The sequence below is a fragment of the Lentzea sp. NPDC102401 genome (genome assembly GCF_044765805.1).
GTDB classification, from domain to species: domain Bacteria; phylum Actinomycetota; class Actinomycetes; order Mycobacteriales; family Pseudonocardiaceae; genus Lentzea; species Lentzea sokolovensis.
Genome location: NZ_JBIWKS010000004.1, coordinates 424,405 through 438,438, shown reverse-complemented (window position 1 = coordinate 438,438; position 14,034 = coordinate 424,405). Strand labels below are relative to the sequence as shown.

At 68.0% G+C, this 14,034-nt stretch carries 16 protein-coding genes; 8 read left to right on the top strand and 8 right to left on the bottom strand.

Annotation, left to right across the window (positions count from 1 at the left end; translation table 11 throughout):
- From ACIRG5_RS17155 to ACIRG5_RS17125, 7 genes are all read right to left on the bottom strand, one after another.
- Positions 1 to 471, bottom strand: a complete 471-nt coding sequence (locus ACIRG5_RS17155) for a phospholipase (protein ID WP_360048049.1) — start codon at positions 469 to 471, stop codon at positions 1 to 3.
- Positions 472 to 554: 83 nt separating this feature from the next.
- On the bottom strand, positions 555 to 1,208 hold the full coding sequence (locus ACIRG5_RS17150) for a nitroreductase family protein (protein WP_402905621.1): 654 nt from the start codon (positions 1,206 to 1,208) through the stop codon (positions 555 to 557).
- Between the two features lie 5 nt (positions 1,209 to 1,213).
- Positions 1,214 to 2,368: a YcaO-like family protein gene (locus ACIRG5_RS17145; RefSeq protein ID WP_402905619.1), complete on the bottom strand. Its 1,155-nt coding sequence runs from the start codon at positions 2,366 to 2,368 to the stop codon at positions 1,214 to 1,216.
- On the bottom strand, positions 2,365 to 2,775 hold the full coding sequence (locus ACIRG5_RS17140) for a hypothetical protein (RefSeq protein ID WP_402905617.1): 411 nt from the start codon (positions 2,773 to 2,775) through the stop codon (positions 2,365 to 2,367). The genes ACIRG5_RS17145 and ACIRG5_RS17140 overlap by 4 nt, the downstream gene beginning before the upstream one ends.
- A gap of 94 nt (positions 2,776 to 2,869) precedes the next feature.
- Complete coding sequence (locus ACIRG5_RS17135; RefSeq protein WP_402905615.1) at positions 2,870 to 3,661, bottom strand: hypothetical protein; 792 nt, start codon at positions 3,659 to 3,661, stop codon at positions 2,870 to 2,872.
- Positions 3,645 to 4,496: a MerR family transcriptional regulator gene (locus ACIRG5_RS17130; RefSeq protein WP_319977392.1), complete on the bottom strand. Its 852-nt coding sequence runs from the start codon at positions 4,494 to 4,496 to the stop codon at positions 3,645 to 3,647. Before ACIRG5_RS17130 ends, ACIRG5_RS17135 begins: the two co-directional genes overlap by 17 nt.
- Positions 4,497 to 4,558: 62 nt before the next feature.
- Positions 4,559 to 5,059: an amino-acid N-acetyltransferase gene (locus ACIRG5_RS17125; RefSeq protein WP_402905613.1), complete on the bottom strand. Its 501-nt coding sequence runs from the start codon at positions 5,057 to 5,059 to the stop codon at positions 4,559 to 4,561.
- A 64-nt stretch (positions 5,060 to 5,123) separates the two neighbouring features.
- On the opposite strand from ACIRG5_RS17125, the gene rimO reads away from it, so the two are divergent.
- The 8 genes from rimO (at position 5,124) to ACIRG5_RS17085 (ending at position 13,052) form a co-directional block, all read left to right on the top strand.
- The gene (gene rimO, locus ACIRG5_RS17120) at positions 5,124 to 6,527 is read left to right on the top strand and encodes a 30S ribosomal protein S12 methylthiotransferase RimO (protein WP_319977390.1); all 1,404 of its coding nucleotides are present in this window, start codon (positions 5,124 to 5,126) and stop codon (positions 6,525 to 6,527) included.
- The gene (gene pgsA, locus ACIRG5_RS17115) at positions 6,524 to 7,102 is read left to right on the top strand and encodes a CDP-diacylglycerol--glycerol-3-phosphate 3-phosphatidyltransferase (protein WP_402905610.1); all 579 of its coding nucleotides are present in this window, start codon (positions 6,524 to 6,526) and stop codon (positions 7,100 to 7,102) included. The genes rimO and pgsA overlap by 4 nt, the downstream gene beginning before the upstream one ends.
- Positions 7,099 to 7,575, top strand: a complete 477-nt coding sequence (locus ACIRG5_RS17110) for a CinA family protein (protein ID WP_319977388.1) — start codon at positions 7,099 to 7,101, stop codon at positions 7,573 to 7,575. Before pgsA ends, ACIRG5_RS17110 begins: the two co-directional genes overlap by 4 nt.
- A 105-nt stretch (positions 7,576 to 7,680) precedes the next feature.
- Positions 7,681 to 8,103 (top strand): helix-turn-helix domain-containing protein, encoded by a 423-nt coding sequence (locus tag ACIRG5_RS17105; RefSeq protein ID WP_402905608.1) that lies wholly within the window; start codon positions 7,681 to 7,683, stop codon positions 8,101 to 8,103.
- Between the two features lie 436 nt (positions 8,104 to 8,539).
- Positions 8,540 to 9,394: a PspA/IM30 family protein gene (locus tag ACIRG5_RS17100; protein ID WP_319977386.1), complete on the top strand. Its 855-nt coding sequence runs from the start codon at positions 8,540 to 8,542 to the stop codon at positions 9,392 to 9,394.
- 29 nt (positions 9,395 to 9,423) lie between these two features.
- Positions 9,424 to 10,236: a hypothetical protein gene (locus ACIRG5_RS17095; protein WP_402905606.1), complete on the top strand. Its 813-nt coding sequence runs from the start codon at positions 9,424 to 9,426 to the stop codon at positions 10,234 to 10,236.
- A 245-nt stretch (positions 10,237 to 10,481) separates the two neighbouring features.
- Entirely contained in the window at positions 10,482 to 11,666 is a 1,185-nt protein-coding gene (locus ACIRG5_RS17090; protein WP_402905604.1) for a uracil-xanthine permease family protein, read from the top strand.
- Positions 11,667 to 11,837: 171 nt separating this feature from the next.
- A complete protein-coding gene (locus tag ACIRG5_RS17085) occupies positions 11,838 to 13,052 on the top strand; it encodes a glycosyltransferase (protein ID WP_402905602.1) in 1,215 nt (404 codons plus the stop codon).
- Here the strand turns inward: ACIRG5_RS17085 and ACIRG5_RS17080 are convergent.
- On the bottom strand, positions 13,033 to 14,010 hold the full coding sequence (locus ACIRG5_RS17080; protein WP_402905600.1) for a quinone-dependent dihydroorotate dehydrogenase: 978 nt from the start codon (positions 14,008 to 14,010) through the stop codon (positions 13,033 to 13,035). The two genes, ACIRG5_RS17085 and ACIRG5_RS17080, sit on opposite strands and share 20 nt — an antisense overlap.
- Between the last annotated feature and the right edge of the window lie 24 nt (positions 14,011 to 14,034).

Genomic DNA, 14,034 nt, shown 5'->3' with positions numbered 1-14,034 from the left:
CTACTTCAGGCCGGCCTTCTGGATGCTCGTGGCAGTGGAGCTCGCGCTGCCACCGAACTCGCGCACGGCGGCGTAGTACAGGTCAGCGGTGCGCTTGCACGCCCAGTTGGACCCGCACTGCTTGTACATGTCGGACTTGAAGTTGTTGTCGATGCGCAGGCGGTTCGTCTCGTTCCACCGGCCCTGCCGCTTGTAGTTGCGGTAGCCGAAGTCGTGACGCTCGCAGGTCGGCAGGAACTTGAAGCCGAAGGGGTTGTCCGGCGAGTACGAACAGCCGTCGGACGACCAGTCGAGCTGGCCCGCGTAGGGCTGCTGCGCGCGCAATGTTGTGAACTGGCTGATGGTCTTCGAGAACAGGTAGTCGTCGGTCACCGCAACGATGTCCACGGCGTGCGCGGGGGCACTCGTGAAGATCAGGGCGATGGAGGCGGCGACACCCACGAAGGCGGAGCGCAGGGTCTTCGTCGACATGGCGAGCTCCTCGGAGTGTGAGCAGGGTCTCGCCAGTTGTAGCGGGTGATCGACTGTCCTCGGTAGACACGATCTGATGAACGTCAGGTGATCATGTGCCCGCACGCGATCGCCGTGGCCACGCGAAGCTCGCGGGGGAGTCCCAGCGCGTGCAGCATTTCGTTGTCCGCTACTCCGCCGAGCAGACAGCCGCCCAGTTTCTGCTCCGCCAAACGGAGGCAGATGGTCTGCGCCGCGGCACCTGCTTCGATCAAGCCGAAGCGTCCCGCGCGTTCGCCGTACTTCTCGAACGAGTCTTTGTCCGTTAACACCAGGACGATCGTCAGCGGTGGCGTCGAAGGCGTTCCGAGGATCTCGGCCAGGTTCTCCGGCGCCGGGCCGATGTCCTGCAGCGCGTGGCGGGCGATGTCGTAGCGGACCGCGCGTCCGTCGAAGAACGCGTAGCAGCGCAACGGATGCAGTCCGCCCGCGGACGGGCAGCTGTTGTCCGACAGTGCGCCCAGGACGGTGCCGAGTTGCTTGTCCGTCAACGGTTTCGGAGCGAACTCCCGCGTGCTTCTGCGTGCCTGGAACAGCTTCTGCAGCCGGTCGTGCGGACGGGGCAGCACAACCGGCGGCGAAGGCAGTTCGAGCGGGTCGATCAACGCCGGTCGCGGCCGGAAGTCGCGCAGCCGGTCGCCTAGCCTGCGCTGGTGCAGCGGGGAGAACCGGCTCGCGGCCCAGAAGTCGTCGAACATCGGCGTCACCCCAGCGGATGCGGTGCGGGATTGGGGAACACGCCCGGTGAGGCGTGCGGGTAGCGCCAGCCGAGCTCGCGGGCACGGCCGCCGAGGTGCGGCCAGCGGTGATCCGAGTGCAGCGGCGCGAGGTCGGGGGACAGGACGCGGACGCAGTGCAGTCCGACGGCCGACAGCTCCGGTGTCGTGAGTTCGCGGTAGGCGAGGCGGATGTCCGCGCGGTCGAGCGCGTGCACGAGTTCGGTCAGTTCCTCGCTGGTACCGCGGGCTTCGGCGTCGCGCGGCGGGTCCGTCTCGAAGCCGCCGAACCACGGCAGCGCGTCCCACTTCGACGGGTGCGTGGCGTAGTAGACGGCGTGCTCGTCGAAGTCGGTGGCCTCCTCGACGGGCCGGTCGCCGTTGCGCGCCAGCCAGACCTCGATGAACACCGTGCCCTGGATCCACTCCTCGTAGGCCTTCCGCACCGCTTCCGCCACCGTCGCGCGGCAGGCGAGACCCAGCGTCGGGCGCGGTCTGCCCGCGATCGGCAGTGAACCCGCGACGGCGACCACCGGGTGCGGACTGTAGGCGGGCGTGAGGTCGAACGCCATCGCGCCGTGCGGAAGGTCGGCGGTGAACTGTTGCGGTGCAAGGGAATGCAGCCAGGTCGTGGTGAACGCGTCGCGCTCGACCAGTTCCTGGACCGCCCGCAACAAGGCGCTGGTCGTCGACGGACCGGCCGCGAGCCCAGACGACGTCGCGGGCAGCCCGTACGAGGCGTCCAGGCCGACGAGACCGGCGGGCACGCGGATCGGTTCGTTGCCGGGCAACGTCCACGCCCGCGTGTACGGCGTGTCGACGTATCCCTTGCGGTAGCGGTAGTTCGGGGCCACGCGCTGCTCGACCGTGTGCAGGCTGAAGTGTTCCAACGGCCAGCACTCGCCGTCCGTGGCGATCTCCAGCGGCGCCCGTGCGGCCGCGTGCCGTTCCAGCGCCTCGGCCACCGCCGCGACCTTCGACGTGCCACCGGACGTGCCGCCGGTGGCGAACGGCTCCGGCACCGCGGCCCAGCCTTCGACGTCCACATCGGACAGACTGTGCGGCACGGGATGCAGTTGCGACACCACTCCCTGCCGCCAGCCGACCGCGCGCTCGATCAGCGCCTCGGCGACGGTCTTCACCGCTTCCCCCGGTAGTGCCGGAAGATCCAGTAACCCATTGTCAGCGCACCGCCGATGTAGAGCACGCCGGCGACCCACGCGGCTCCTTCGCCGAGGGTGGCGATCGGTGCCAGCGCGTACAGGACGATGAAAGGCTCCACGACCCACAGCGCCGCCCAACCCAGCAGTCGTACCAGGCTCATCCACGGCTTGGGCGACCGGGCGATGAACCCTGCGGCGACGGCCCACCCCAGCGCGACGCCGAAGCCCCCGAGCCACCAGCCCCAGTGCAGGTCGAAGACCGCGCCCAGCGTGACGAACGGCAGCACGACGACGAGCAACGGGAAGATCGCGGAGGGCAGGACGAGCGCGCTGCGTGGCCGGGGAAGCTCTTTCGTGTCCTGGTACAGGGCCTCCGGGATGTGCACGGCCGCGCCGACCGAGGAAACCGCACAGCAGCAACAACAACAGCAACAGGTGGGCGTCGCGGCGCTGGCGGCGGCCGCACCCGGCGAGAACTGGTCAGGTAACCGGACTGCCGTCGCGTTCAAGGTTCCCCCAAGGAAGTGACACGCGCCCGAACTGGACCTTCGGGCAGATCTCGCAGTCGGCGGCGGGCAGCACGCTCTCGCGCGTCGTGGTGAACTCGTCGAGGTTGACGGTCACGACCGCGTCCAGCAGGGCCAGCGAGCCACCGCGGATGTTCTGAATCGCCTGCATGGCAAGAGAGATAGGGAACTCGTGCCGGAGAGCCCCAGGGCGCGGGGGAGGCGGCGGATCCCCCCAGCGCCGCCCCGCCCGCACCGCGAGGCACGCCAGGCACGCACCGGCACCGGGCACCACGAAGGGCCCGACAGCGGCGGTGTGGTGGTACGCGAGGTCCAGCAACAGGTGCGGGACCGTCGTCTCGCGCGCCACCTCGATCAGGTCGACCAACGTGCCGGTCGTCCGCACGACGAGCAGCAGGTCCGGATTCTCGTTGTGCGGCAACCGCTCTACCAGCCCGGCGGGTGCCTCCCCCACGACGCGTGTGCCGACCCCCATCGGCTTCGCGTCGTCGTTCGGCAACCCGGCCGGGCGGAGAGCGCCCAGGGTCCTCAGCTGGGCCACGTGCAGGCGTTCCGGTTCCCCCAACCGGCTTTCGTCGACCGTTCGAGCCACTCCCCTCAACGCTGGTTCGAACAGTCCTGCCAGCGCCACGGCCACCGCCCTGGGCAGGTCTGGAATCAAATACGCGAGATCGGCTCCCGCGTAGACGACGAGGCCTTCGTCCCGAACCTGGGCGTGCCAGGCGGGATCAGCGACCAGGCTCATCCTCGTCCCCCCGTTTCAGGAAGTTCTCGATCTCCTGCTCGCTCGGCAGATCCCCCGCCGGATCCATGAGGTTCTCGGCGATCGGCGGCAACGGCTGCTCGGCCCACGCCGGCTGGTAGTCGTCGCTGGGCAGCAACCCGTGCCGTGACGCGAACTCCTCGGCCGCGTCCCGGATCGACTCCCGCAGCGTCCCCACCACCGCGGTCTCCGCCGTGTACGTCAGCTCGACCAGCAACGCCCGAACGTTCTCGAGCTGGTTCTCGTCCCCGGCCTTGCGTGCCAGCTCAGGCCAGAACTGCCGTTCGAACAACCGCACGAAGTCCGCCGCCACCGCGTCGGTCGCCGTGCGCAGGCGCGTGAAGCTGTCCATGACGTCATCGCTGGGCACCCTGAGGCCGGCAAGCCTGCCGCCCGCTTCGAGTGCCCAGCGACGCGTGTGCGGCCAGCCGTACTTCCACCGCACCAAGCCCAACCGCATAGCCCGGAGGAGGAGTCGCGGTTGGACGTCTCCCGTCGGAATCAGGTGCTTGATGTCGCGCACCTTGATCCGAACCCAGTCGTCGGGCCCCTCGGCCTCGCTGAAGCCGAGAACCGCGGCGACCGACTCGCCCTTCTCGCGTGCCGTGATCAGCTCGGCGATCGCGGGCAGCGAGAACCCCCGCTGCTGCAACCGCTGGACCAACGTCAACCGCTCGACGTGCGAGGCGTCGTAGTACGCCACGCGTCCCTGCCGTCTCGGCGCGTGCAGCACACCCTTCGTCTGGTACATGCGAATGGTGCTGCTGGGCAGGCCGATCCGGGCAGCGAGCTCGTCGACGGTCAGCGATTCGGGCACACCGCAGATCCTGGTGTGCGTGGTTCTTTGAGTCAAGACTCTTCGAGTGATTACTCGAAGAGTTACAACTCCAGAAGCATCCGGCTGTTGCCGAGCGTGTTCGGCTTCACGTAGCTCAGGTCGAGGAACTCGGCGACACCCTCGTCCACCGACCGCATGATCTCCTCGTAGACCTCGGGGCTCACCGGCGTGCCCTCGATCTCGACGAAGCCGTGCTTGGTGAAGAACTTGGTCTCGAACGTGAGCACGAAGATGCGCGTGAGCTGCAGCTCCCTGGCGGTCGCGATGAGCTGCGCCACGATCCGGTGACCGACGCCCTTGCCCAGCGCCATGGGGGAGACCGCGACGGATCGGATCTCGGCCAGGTCCTCCCACATCACGTGCAGGGCCCCGACGCCGAGCAGTTCGCCGTCCTCCTCGGCCACCCAGAACTCCTGGACCGCCTCGTACAGCGTGACCAGCGGTTTGGCCAGCAGAACCTTGCCCGCGTACCCGTCGATCAGCGCCTTCATGGCGCGCACATCACTGGTGCGGGCGCGCCGCACGACTACCCCACTGGTCACAACCGTCAAGTATGAGGTGGGCACGATTCCGGCCTGACAGCCCGACCCGGTTACTCTGAGCGCCGTGTCTTCTCCCACCACTCCGCGACGTGTGTCGCTGCTGACCCTGGGCTGTGCCCGCAACGAGGTCGACTCCGAAGAGCTCGCCGGACGCCTCGGTGAGGGCGGCTGGGAGCTGGTGGACGAGGGCGCGGACGTCGTCGTCGTCAACACGTGCGGCTTCGTCGAGCAGGCCAAGAAGGATTCGGTCGACACGCTGCTCGCCGCGTCCGACACCGGGGCCAAGGTGGTCGCGGTCGGATGCATGGCGGAGCGGTACGGCAAGGAGCTCGCGGACAGCCTCCCGGAGGCGGCCGCGGTCCTGGGCTTCGACCAGTACAACGACCTGGCCGAGCGCCTGCAGGACGTGCTGCACGGCAAGCCCGTCGAGTCGCACGTGCCGGTGGACCGCCGCACGCTGCTGCCGATCACGCCCGTGAAGCGCCAGGAAGCCAGCAAGGACGTCCAGGTGCCCGGCCACGGCTGGGGACCGACCAAGGTCCAGCGCAGGCGTCTGGACGACGCCCCCGTGGCGCCGTTGAAGATCGCGTCCGGCTGTGACCGCCGGTGCAGCTTCTGCGCCATCCCGAGCTTCCGCGGCGCGTTCGTGTCGCGGCACCCGGACGAGATCGTGGCCGAGGCCATGTGGCTCGCCGAGAACGGCGTCAAGGAGCTGTTCCTCGTCAGCGAGAACTCGACGAGCTACGGCAAGGACCTGCCGCGGGACCAGGGTGCGCTGGAGCAGCTGCTGCCGCGCCTCGCGAGCATCCCCGGCGTCGAACGGGTGCGGGTCAGTTACCTGCAGCCGGCCGAGACCAAGCCGTCCCTGGTGGCCGCCATCGCGAAGACCGACAAGGTCGCGAACTACTTCGACATGTCGTTCCAGCACTCCAGCGAGAACGTGCTGCGCCGCATGCGCCGGTTCGGCGACACCGACAGCTTCCTCAAGCTCGTGTGGCAGATCCGCGAGCACGCGCCCGAGGCGGGCATCCGCAGCAACTTCATCGTGGGCTTCCCCGGCGAGACCGAGGCTGACCTGCAGGAACTCGAACGCTTCCTCACGGAGGCGCGGCTCGACGCCGTCGGCATCTTCGGATACTCCGACGAGGACGGCACCGAGGCCGAGGAGCTCGACGGCAAGCTCGACGCCGACACCATCGCGGAACGGGTGCAGCGCATCGGCAACCTCGTCGAGGAGCTGACCAGCCAGCGCGCAGAGGACCGGGTGGGCGACGAGGTCGTCGTGCTGATCGAGCACGAGGAGGACGACGAGAGCGACTGCGTCGGCCGGGCCGAGCACCAGGCGCCCGAGGTCGACGGCGAGTGCATCGTGCTCGAGGCCGAGGGCCTCAAGCGCGGCGACTTCGTGCGCTGCCGCGTGGTCGACTCCGAGGGCGTCGACCTGGTCGTAGAGGTCATCGCGACATGACTGAGGCCAGGAAGGTCCCGCTGCTCAACGTCGCCAACGTCCTCACGGTGGCGCGGATGCTGCTCGTACCGGTCTTCCTGTTCTCCCTGTTCGAAGCGGGTGGCTTCGACACGACGTGGCGCCTCATCGCGTTCGGGATCTTCGCCGTCGCGAGCTTCACCGACCACATCGACGGCACGCTCGCCCGCAAGCACGGGCTCATCACCGACTTCGGCAAGATCGCCGACCCGATCGCGGACAAGGCGCTGACCGGGTCCGCGCTGGTGGGCCTGAGCATCCTCGACGTACTGCCGTGGTGGATCACGATCACCATCGCCGTGCGCGAGATCGGCATCACGCTGCTGCGGTTCTGGGTGATCCGCTACGGCGTGATCCCGGCCAGCCGCGGCGGCAAGGCCAAGACGCTGGCCCAGGTCATCGCGATCGGGCTGTTCGTCCTCCCGCAGAACGACGTGCTGCAGCTCATCGCGTGGGTGATCATGGCCGTCGCGCTGGTCCTCACCATCGTCACGGGAATCGACTACGTCGTCCACGCGTTCAAGATGAAGGCAAGGGCAGGACGGGCGGTGCTGTGACCAGCGTTGTCGAACTGCTCAAAGCTAAGAACCAGACCGTCGCCACGGCCGAGTCGCTGACCGCGGGTCTGCTGTGCGCGACGATCGTCGACACACCGGGGGCGAGTGCCGTGGTCCGCGGTGGGTTGATCGTCTACGCCACCGAGCTCAAACACGAGCTCGCGGGCGTGGACCAGCGGTTGCTCGACGAGCACGGAGCCGTGCATCCCGACGTCGCGATCCAACTGGCCGAAGGCGCCAAGAAAAGGTGCAAATCGGACTGGGGAATCGGGCTCACCGGGGTCGCCGGCCCCGATCCGCAGGACGGAGTCGCTCCGGGGACGGTCCACATCGGCTTGAGCGGCCCTGGAGTGTCCACAGTGCGGACAATCACGGTGAGTGGCGACCGCAGAGCGGTCCGTTCCGCCGCCGTGGAAAAAGCGCTGGTCCTGCTCTCGGATTACCTGCTGGTGACCGATGCCGGGAACAAATGATGACTCCGCGTTCGTTCGCCCTTGGCGGACGTGTTCGGAAGTCAGTGCCCGTTGTCGGTGTCGATCGGTAACGTAGGGACACGGCCGGCCGGAAGGAGGCGCGCGATGACCGTGCTGCTACGCGAGGCGATCGGTGATCGACTTCGCCATGCCCGCACCAACCAACGCCGCACGCTGCGCGAGGTCTCTCGGACCGCCCGCGTGAGCCTGGGGTACCTGTCCGAGGTGGAGCGCGGCCGCAAAGAGGCGTCCAGCGAGCTCCTCGCGGCCATATGTGACGCTTTAGAACTGCCCTTGTCCGAGTTGCTGCACCACGTGGCCTCCGACATCGGAGCCGTCCAGCAGACGCCGGACACGGTTCCCGACACCGTCCCGGACGGACGAGCGGATCGGGGCAAGCTGGAAGGTGGCCGCGTGCTGCCGTCCACGCTCTCGGACGACCTGTCCGACCTGCGCCTGCAGCCCATGCTGACGCACAGGCTCACGAGCAAGATCGGCGAGACGCCCAAGGCAGTCGTCGCGGCGTAACCCCATGTCATCCACGACCCCGCTTGCACTCTCAGGACGGCTCATGCTCACGGAGAGCATGAGCCGTTCTTCGTTCGGTGACTTTGGGGGACGCCCCCAAACCCCCGGCTGGCGAGCGGGGTCGCCTGCATTCGGGTGATGTGTCACCGACTGTGGTCCCCGCCACGTGACGGTCTGCAACAAGACTGCGTCTTCGGACGTTCAACAGGGCAACGACGCTTCGGGCTGAACGGCAGGCAACGGCTTGGCATCAGCACGCTGGGTCACCGCGTCCTGGGGCGCGGGTGAGGGCAGGATTGGCACGTCGTCAGGCGTGTACTCCTAAGTCCCGGGGTGGGTCAGGGTGTTCCCGGATATCTCCCCGTGTCGGTGGATACGCCGACGCACAATTGAGACGATGGATCCAACACCGGCACCGAGAAGGCAGGCGTAGGAGATGGCCAGTCCGTTCGTGAAGTTCTGGAAGTACCTGATGGCGTCGTTCTCGTCGAAGATCGACGAGCACGCTGACCCGAAGGTGCAGATCCAGCAGGCCATCGAGGAGGCGCAGCGGCAGCACCAGGCCCTCTCTCAGCAGGCTGCGGCCGTCATCGGCAACCAGCGCCAGCTGGAGATGAAGCTGAACCGCCAACTGGGCGATGTCGAGAAGCTGCAGGCCTCCGCCCGTCAGGCCCTCGTGCTCGCCGACGAGGCGCGCGCCAAGGGCGACGAGCAGAAGGCGACGCAGTTCGAGAACGCGGCGCAAAGCTTCGCCACCCAGCTCGTCACCGCTGAGCAGGGCATCGAGGACCTCAAGACGCTGCACGACCAGTCGCTGCAGGCTGCCGCGCAGGCCAAGCAGGCCGTCGAGCGCAACTCGATGATGTTGCAGCAGAAGCTGGCCGAGCGCACCAAGCTCCTCAGTCAGCTCGAGCAGGCCAAGATGCAGGAGCAGGTCTCCGCGTCGCTGACCCAGATGAGCGAACTCGCCGCGCCGGGCAACGTGCCGTCGCTGGAAGAGGTTCGCGACAAGATCGAGAAGCGCTACGCGACCGCGATCGGGTCCGCCGAGCTCGCCCAGAACTCGGTGCAGGGCCGGATGCTCGAGGTGCAGGCCTCGACCACCCAGATGGCCGGTTCGTCGCGTCTGGAACAGATCCGCGCGTCCATGCACGGTGGTCAGGCGAACACGCCGGCCCAGGTGACCGCGGGCAACAGCGCGGCCGCGCAGATCCAGGCCGAGATCGCGCAGCGCGTCCAGTCGGAGCAGAAGACCACGCAGCAGCAGGTCCCGCCGGCTCAGCAGAACTGAGCGGGACGCAAAGGAGCCAGCAGGTGATCATGGAGCCCTGGAGAAACCGTCCCAACAACGAGATCGTCCGCAAGGTCGTCAACGAGTTGGGTGCGTCGCTCCAGGGCCACCCGCTGGCCGAGCAGGCGCGCTATCGCATGCAGAAGTGGAACGACCCGCGCGCCAAGCTCGAACGCAAGCGCAAGCGCACGAACGCCGTGCTGACGTTCTGGCTGATCGTCATCTCGATGCTCGGCACCCTCGCGGTGCTGGGCTTCACCGGCGTGCTCGGCACGTGGGCCGCCGTCACCGGTTCGATCGGCGCGGCGGTGCCCGCCGTCCTCGCCGTGCGCAGCGGGTTCAAGCTGCGTGAGCTGGGGGCCGCACGGCAACGGCTCGCGTTGTCGCCTCCACCACCGCCCCGGCCGCCACTGCCGGCGCACATCTCGTCCGCGCGCGTTCCGATGGAGAAGCTGCACGGCGCCGAGGACACGATGACGCAGCTGCTCCTGCAGCTCGACTCGCCGGCGCTCACGTCGATGCCGACCGAGTCCGTCCAGCACGCCCGCCAGACCGCCCAGGAGGCCTCCTCGGCGATCCGCGCGGTCTCCGCACAGCTCCAGGCCGTCGAACGCGCTCGGGACACCGCGCCGCCGCTGGAGCGCGCGCCGTTGGTCGAGGGCGTGCGGGTGCTCCGGATGCAACTGGCGGACGGCGTGGACCGCTACTGCGCGTTGGTGGCCGAGGCGGGTAAGGCCCTGGCGGCGAGCACGCAGTTCCAGAACCCGGGCGAGGTGCTGGACGACGCCACGGACCACATGGCCGGGCTCGCGTCCGCGATGCGAGACGTGTCAGGCTATTAAACGCATCTAATGTGACGCTCGGTAATCGAGTGCGCCTATTCGGCGGTTCTCTCTGGAGATCCTTAGGGCAATCGTGTGATTATCGGACCGTTATCTAGCCGTAGCCGCTACATGGCGTGGCAGGATTCCGGGGCCGGTCTGCGGGAAGTCCGGCTGAATTGCCGGGAGGCAGTGCGTTGGCGTTGTGGACCGTGCACGGGGACGGTCGGATCACCGACAGTGAAACCGTCGCACCCCAGGAGAGGGTGAGCTGGCCGCTCACCATCGGGTTCGGAGTGCAGCACCTGGTCGCCATGTTCGGCGCGACGGTGATCGTTCCCACCGCCACCGGTCTTCCTGTCGCCACCACCCTGATGTTCTCCGGCCTGGGCACGCTGCTGTTCCTGGTGATCACCAAGAACCGCGTCCCGAGCTATCTCGGTTCGTCCTTCGCCTTCGTCGCGCCGCTGGTGGCCGCGCGCGAACAGGGCATCTCCGCGCAGCTCGGCGGGGTCGTCGCCGCGGGCCTGCTGGTGATCGTCGTCGGCATCGCGGTCAAGGCGCTCGGCGTGCGGCTGCTGGAGTCGGTCATGCCGCCGGTCGTCACCGGTGCCGTCGTGATCATCATCGGCCTGAACCTCTCGCACCAGGCCACCTCGAACTTCGCCGAGCAGCCACTGGTCGCCGCACTGACCACCGTCGTGATCCTGCTGGCCGGCGTGCTGGGGCGCGGCCTGGTGTTCCGGTTCTCGATCCTGATCGGCTTCGTGGCGATCTGGATGGGCGGCCTGGCGTTCGGCGCCGTGTCGTCCGAGCGGATCACCGCGCTGCGCGACGCGGCGTGGGTCGGCCTGCCGAAGCTGTACCAGCCGGAGCTGCGGCCGTCCGTGGTGCTGCTGATGCTGCCCGTGGTGATCGTGCTCGTGGCCGAGGTCGTCGGGCACGTGAAGGCGGTCGCGGCGCTGACCGGCCGCAACCTCGACGGCAGCGCGGGCGACGCGATCATCGCGAACGGCCTGTCGACCGCGTTGTCCGGTCTCGGCGGTGGCGCCGGGACGACGACGTACTCCGAGAACATCGGCGTGATGGCCGTGACCCGCGTGTACACGACGGCGGCGTTCGCGTTCGCCGGTGTGTTCGCCACGCTGCTGGCGTTCTCCCCGAAGGCCATCGCGCTGTTCGGGACCATCCCGCCGGGCGTGCTCGGCGGCTGCACGCTGGTGCTCTACGGCCTGATCGTACTGATCGGCGTGCGGATCTGGATGGACCGCGGCGTCGACCTGGCGAACCCGGCGAACGCGATGGTCGGCGGCGCCGCGCTGGTGGCCGGCGTCGGCGACCTGACCATCGCGATCGGCGATCTGGAGATGGGCGGCATGGTGTGGGGTTCGCTGCTCGTCGTGATCCTGCACCCGATCATGCGCTGGCTCAGGGCTGCACGCCGTAACTGACCGACACACGTTTGTGTGGTTTTCGTCCCTCCAATTCGGACCGATCCAGTTTCCGGTCCAGGGAGGGAGAATCACCATGGTCGCCGCGTACTTCGTGGTGCTGTTCATGGCCTGCGCGATCATCGCGGGCAGCTTGGCCGCGACCCGCATCCGACTGCTGCGCCATCGCCGATGACGTCGCTCGCGTGGCTCATGGTTCCGCTGGCGATGATCGGTGTCGTCCGCGTGTGCGTCGTTCTGGTGGCGGCCGATCTCTACGATCTCTCGTTGTGCCGCTCACGTCCGTTGCCCTACGCGCCAACGGTGTGGGTCGTCATCCCGGCCTACAACGAGGAGTTGTGCGTCTCCCGCGCGGTGCAGTCCGTTTTGGACAGCGACTACGGGGACGTGTCGGTGGTCGTGGTCGACGACGGCTCGGTCGACGGCACGGTGGCCGCGTTGCGGCACTTCGGGCCCCGCGTTCTCGTTGTCTCGCAGGAGAACACGGGCAAGGCGGCGGCGATCAACACCGGCATGCGCCTCGTCGGCGACGGCCTGGTGATGGTGCTGGACGCCGACTCGTCGTTGTCCCGCACCGCCGTCTCGAAGATGGTCGCGCACTTCGCCGACCCGATGGTGCTCGCGGCGGCGGCGAACGTGAAGATCGCCGACCAGCGCGGTGTGCTGGGCTGGGTGCAGCGCCTGGAGTACGCGGTGGTGCACCGGCTCAAGCAGGGCTACACGGTGTTCAACTGCGAGTACGTCATCGGCGGCGTCGGCTCGATGTTCCGGACGTCGATCGTGCGCGCGTGCGGCTACTTCGACACCGACACGATGACCGAGGACATCGACTTCTCGATGAAGATCCTGTCCGTGCGCGGCAACTTCGACTGGCGCATCATCTTCGCGGCCGACGCGATCGCGTACACCCAGGCCGTGCCGTCGCTCAAAGGCTTGCTGCGGCAACGGTTCCGGTGGAAGTTCGGACGGCTGCAGGCGTTCTACAAGCACCGCTCGCTCTTCTTCGGCAGGTCGTGCACGCGTCTTCTCTCGTGGGTGCACCTGCCGTACACGGCGGCGGGGGAGGTCCTCGTGCTGTTCGAGCCGGTGTTCATCTACGTCGTCGTCACCGCGACGTTCCAGACGGGTTGGTTCACCGGCATTCTCCTGCTGTGCGCGGTCTACACGGGCGTCGCGTTGTTCACGATCATCGGCGACATCTCCGAACCGTGGCGGGCCAAGGCGCCGTTGCTGGCCTTGGCGCCGTTGGCCTACCCGCTGCTGATGGTGATCGTGTTCGTGGACTTCGTCGCGGTGCTGCGCTCGTTGTTCACCGTGCTGCGCGGCTACCGTCCGGTTGGCCGCTGGGAGCACGTCGAACGCACGCTCACCTCAGTGCCCGGTTGATCCTCGACACGAGCCCAGGGCCCTCGTAGATGAACCCGGTGTAGATCTGCACGAGGCTCGCGCCGGCGTCGATCATGCGCTTGGCGTCGTCGGCGGTCGCGATGCCGCCGACGCCGATGACCGGCAGGTCGCTGTTCTTGGTGATGAACCGGACCACGTCGTTCGCGCGCCGGGTGAGCGGCCTGCCGCTGAGTCCGCCGGTCTCGGACGCGTGTTCGCTCGTGAGGCCCTCACGGCTCAGCGTGGTGTTCGTGGCGATGAGGCCCTTGATGCCGTTGTCGACGCACACCTGGATGACCTCGGCGATGGCGTCCTCGGTGAGGTCCGGCGCGATCTTGACCAGCATCGGCTTGTCCGTGGCCCGCGTGAGCGTCTGGACGAGCTCGGTGAGCGCGCCCTTGTCCTGCAGGCTGCGCAGACCGGGCGTGTTCGGCGAACTGACGTTGATGGCGTAGTAGTCGCCGTGGTCCTGCAGGGCGTTCAGCGAGTTCAGGTAGTCCTGGACGGCGTCCTCGACCGGCGTGATCTTGGACTTGCCGAGGCTGATGCCCAGCGGCGCCTTCAGCGGCGTCCGGTCGAGCTTCGCGGCAAGCGCTTGCGCACCCGCGTTGTTGAAGCCCATCCGGTTGATGATCGCCTCGTCCTCGCGGAGCCGGAACAGGCGCGGCTTCGGGTTGCCCGGCTGCGCGTGCCACGTGACGGTGCCTACCTCGACGAACCCGAACCCCAGCGCGGCCCACGCCGGCAGCGCGCGCCCGTCCTTGTCCAGGCCCGCCGCGAGGCCCACCGGGTTCGGGAAGCGGACACCGAAGACGGTGCGCGGGTTGTTCTGGTTGCGGGCGAACTTCGCCAGCGGGCTCAGCTTGGCCATTACGTTGAGCGTGGTCTCGTGGACCCGCTCCGCGTCGCCGCCGTGCATTCCGAACAACGCCTTGCGAACCACCTGCTTGTACACCACGCGCCCACCCTATAACGCCAGCTC

Bases quoted from the DNA above. Each gene is read 5' to 3' on its own strand.
- ACIRG5_RS17150 (WP_402905621.1), bottom strand. From the start codon at position 1,208: ATGTTCGACGACTTCTGGGCCGCGAGCCGGTTCTCCCCGCTGCACCAG.
- ACIRG5_RS17095 (WP_402905606.1), top strand. From the start codon at position 9,424: ATGGAGCCCTGGAGAAACCGTCCCAACAACGAGATCGTCCGCAAGGTC.
- ACIRG5_RS17155 (WP_360048049.1), bottom strand. From the start codon at position 471: ATGTCGACGAAGACCCTGCGCTCCGCCTTCGTGGGTGTCGCCGCCTCC.
- ACIRG5_RS17085 (WP_402905602.1), top strand. From the start codon at position 11,838: ATGACGTCGCTCGCGTGGCTCATGGTTCCGCTGGCGATGATCGGTGTC.
- ACIRG5_RS17105 (WP_402905608.1), top strand. From the start codon at position 7,681: ATGACCGTGCTGCTACGCGAGGCGATCGGTGATCGACTTCGCCATGCC.
- pgsA (WP_402905610.1), top strand. From the start codon at position 6,524: ATGACTGAGGCCAGGAAGGTCCCGCTGCTCAACGTCGCCAACGTCCTC.
- ACIRG5_RS17100 (WP_319977386.1), top strand. From the start codon at position 8,540: ATGGCCAGTCCGTTCGTGAAGTTCTGGAAGTACCTGATGGCGTCGTTC.
- ACIRG5_RS17135 (WP_402905615.1), bottom strand. From the start codon at position 3,661: ATGAGCCTGGTCGCTGATCCCGCCTGGCACGCCCAGGTTCGGGACGAA.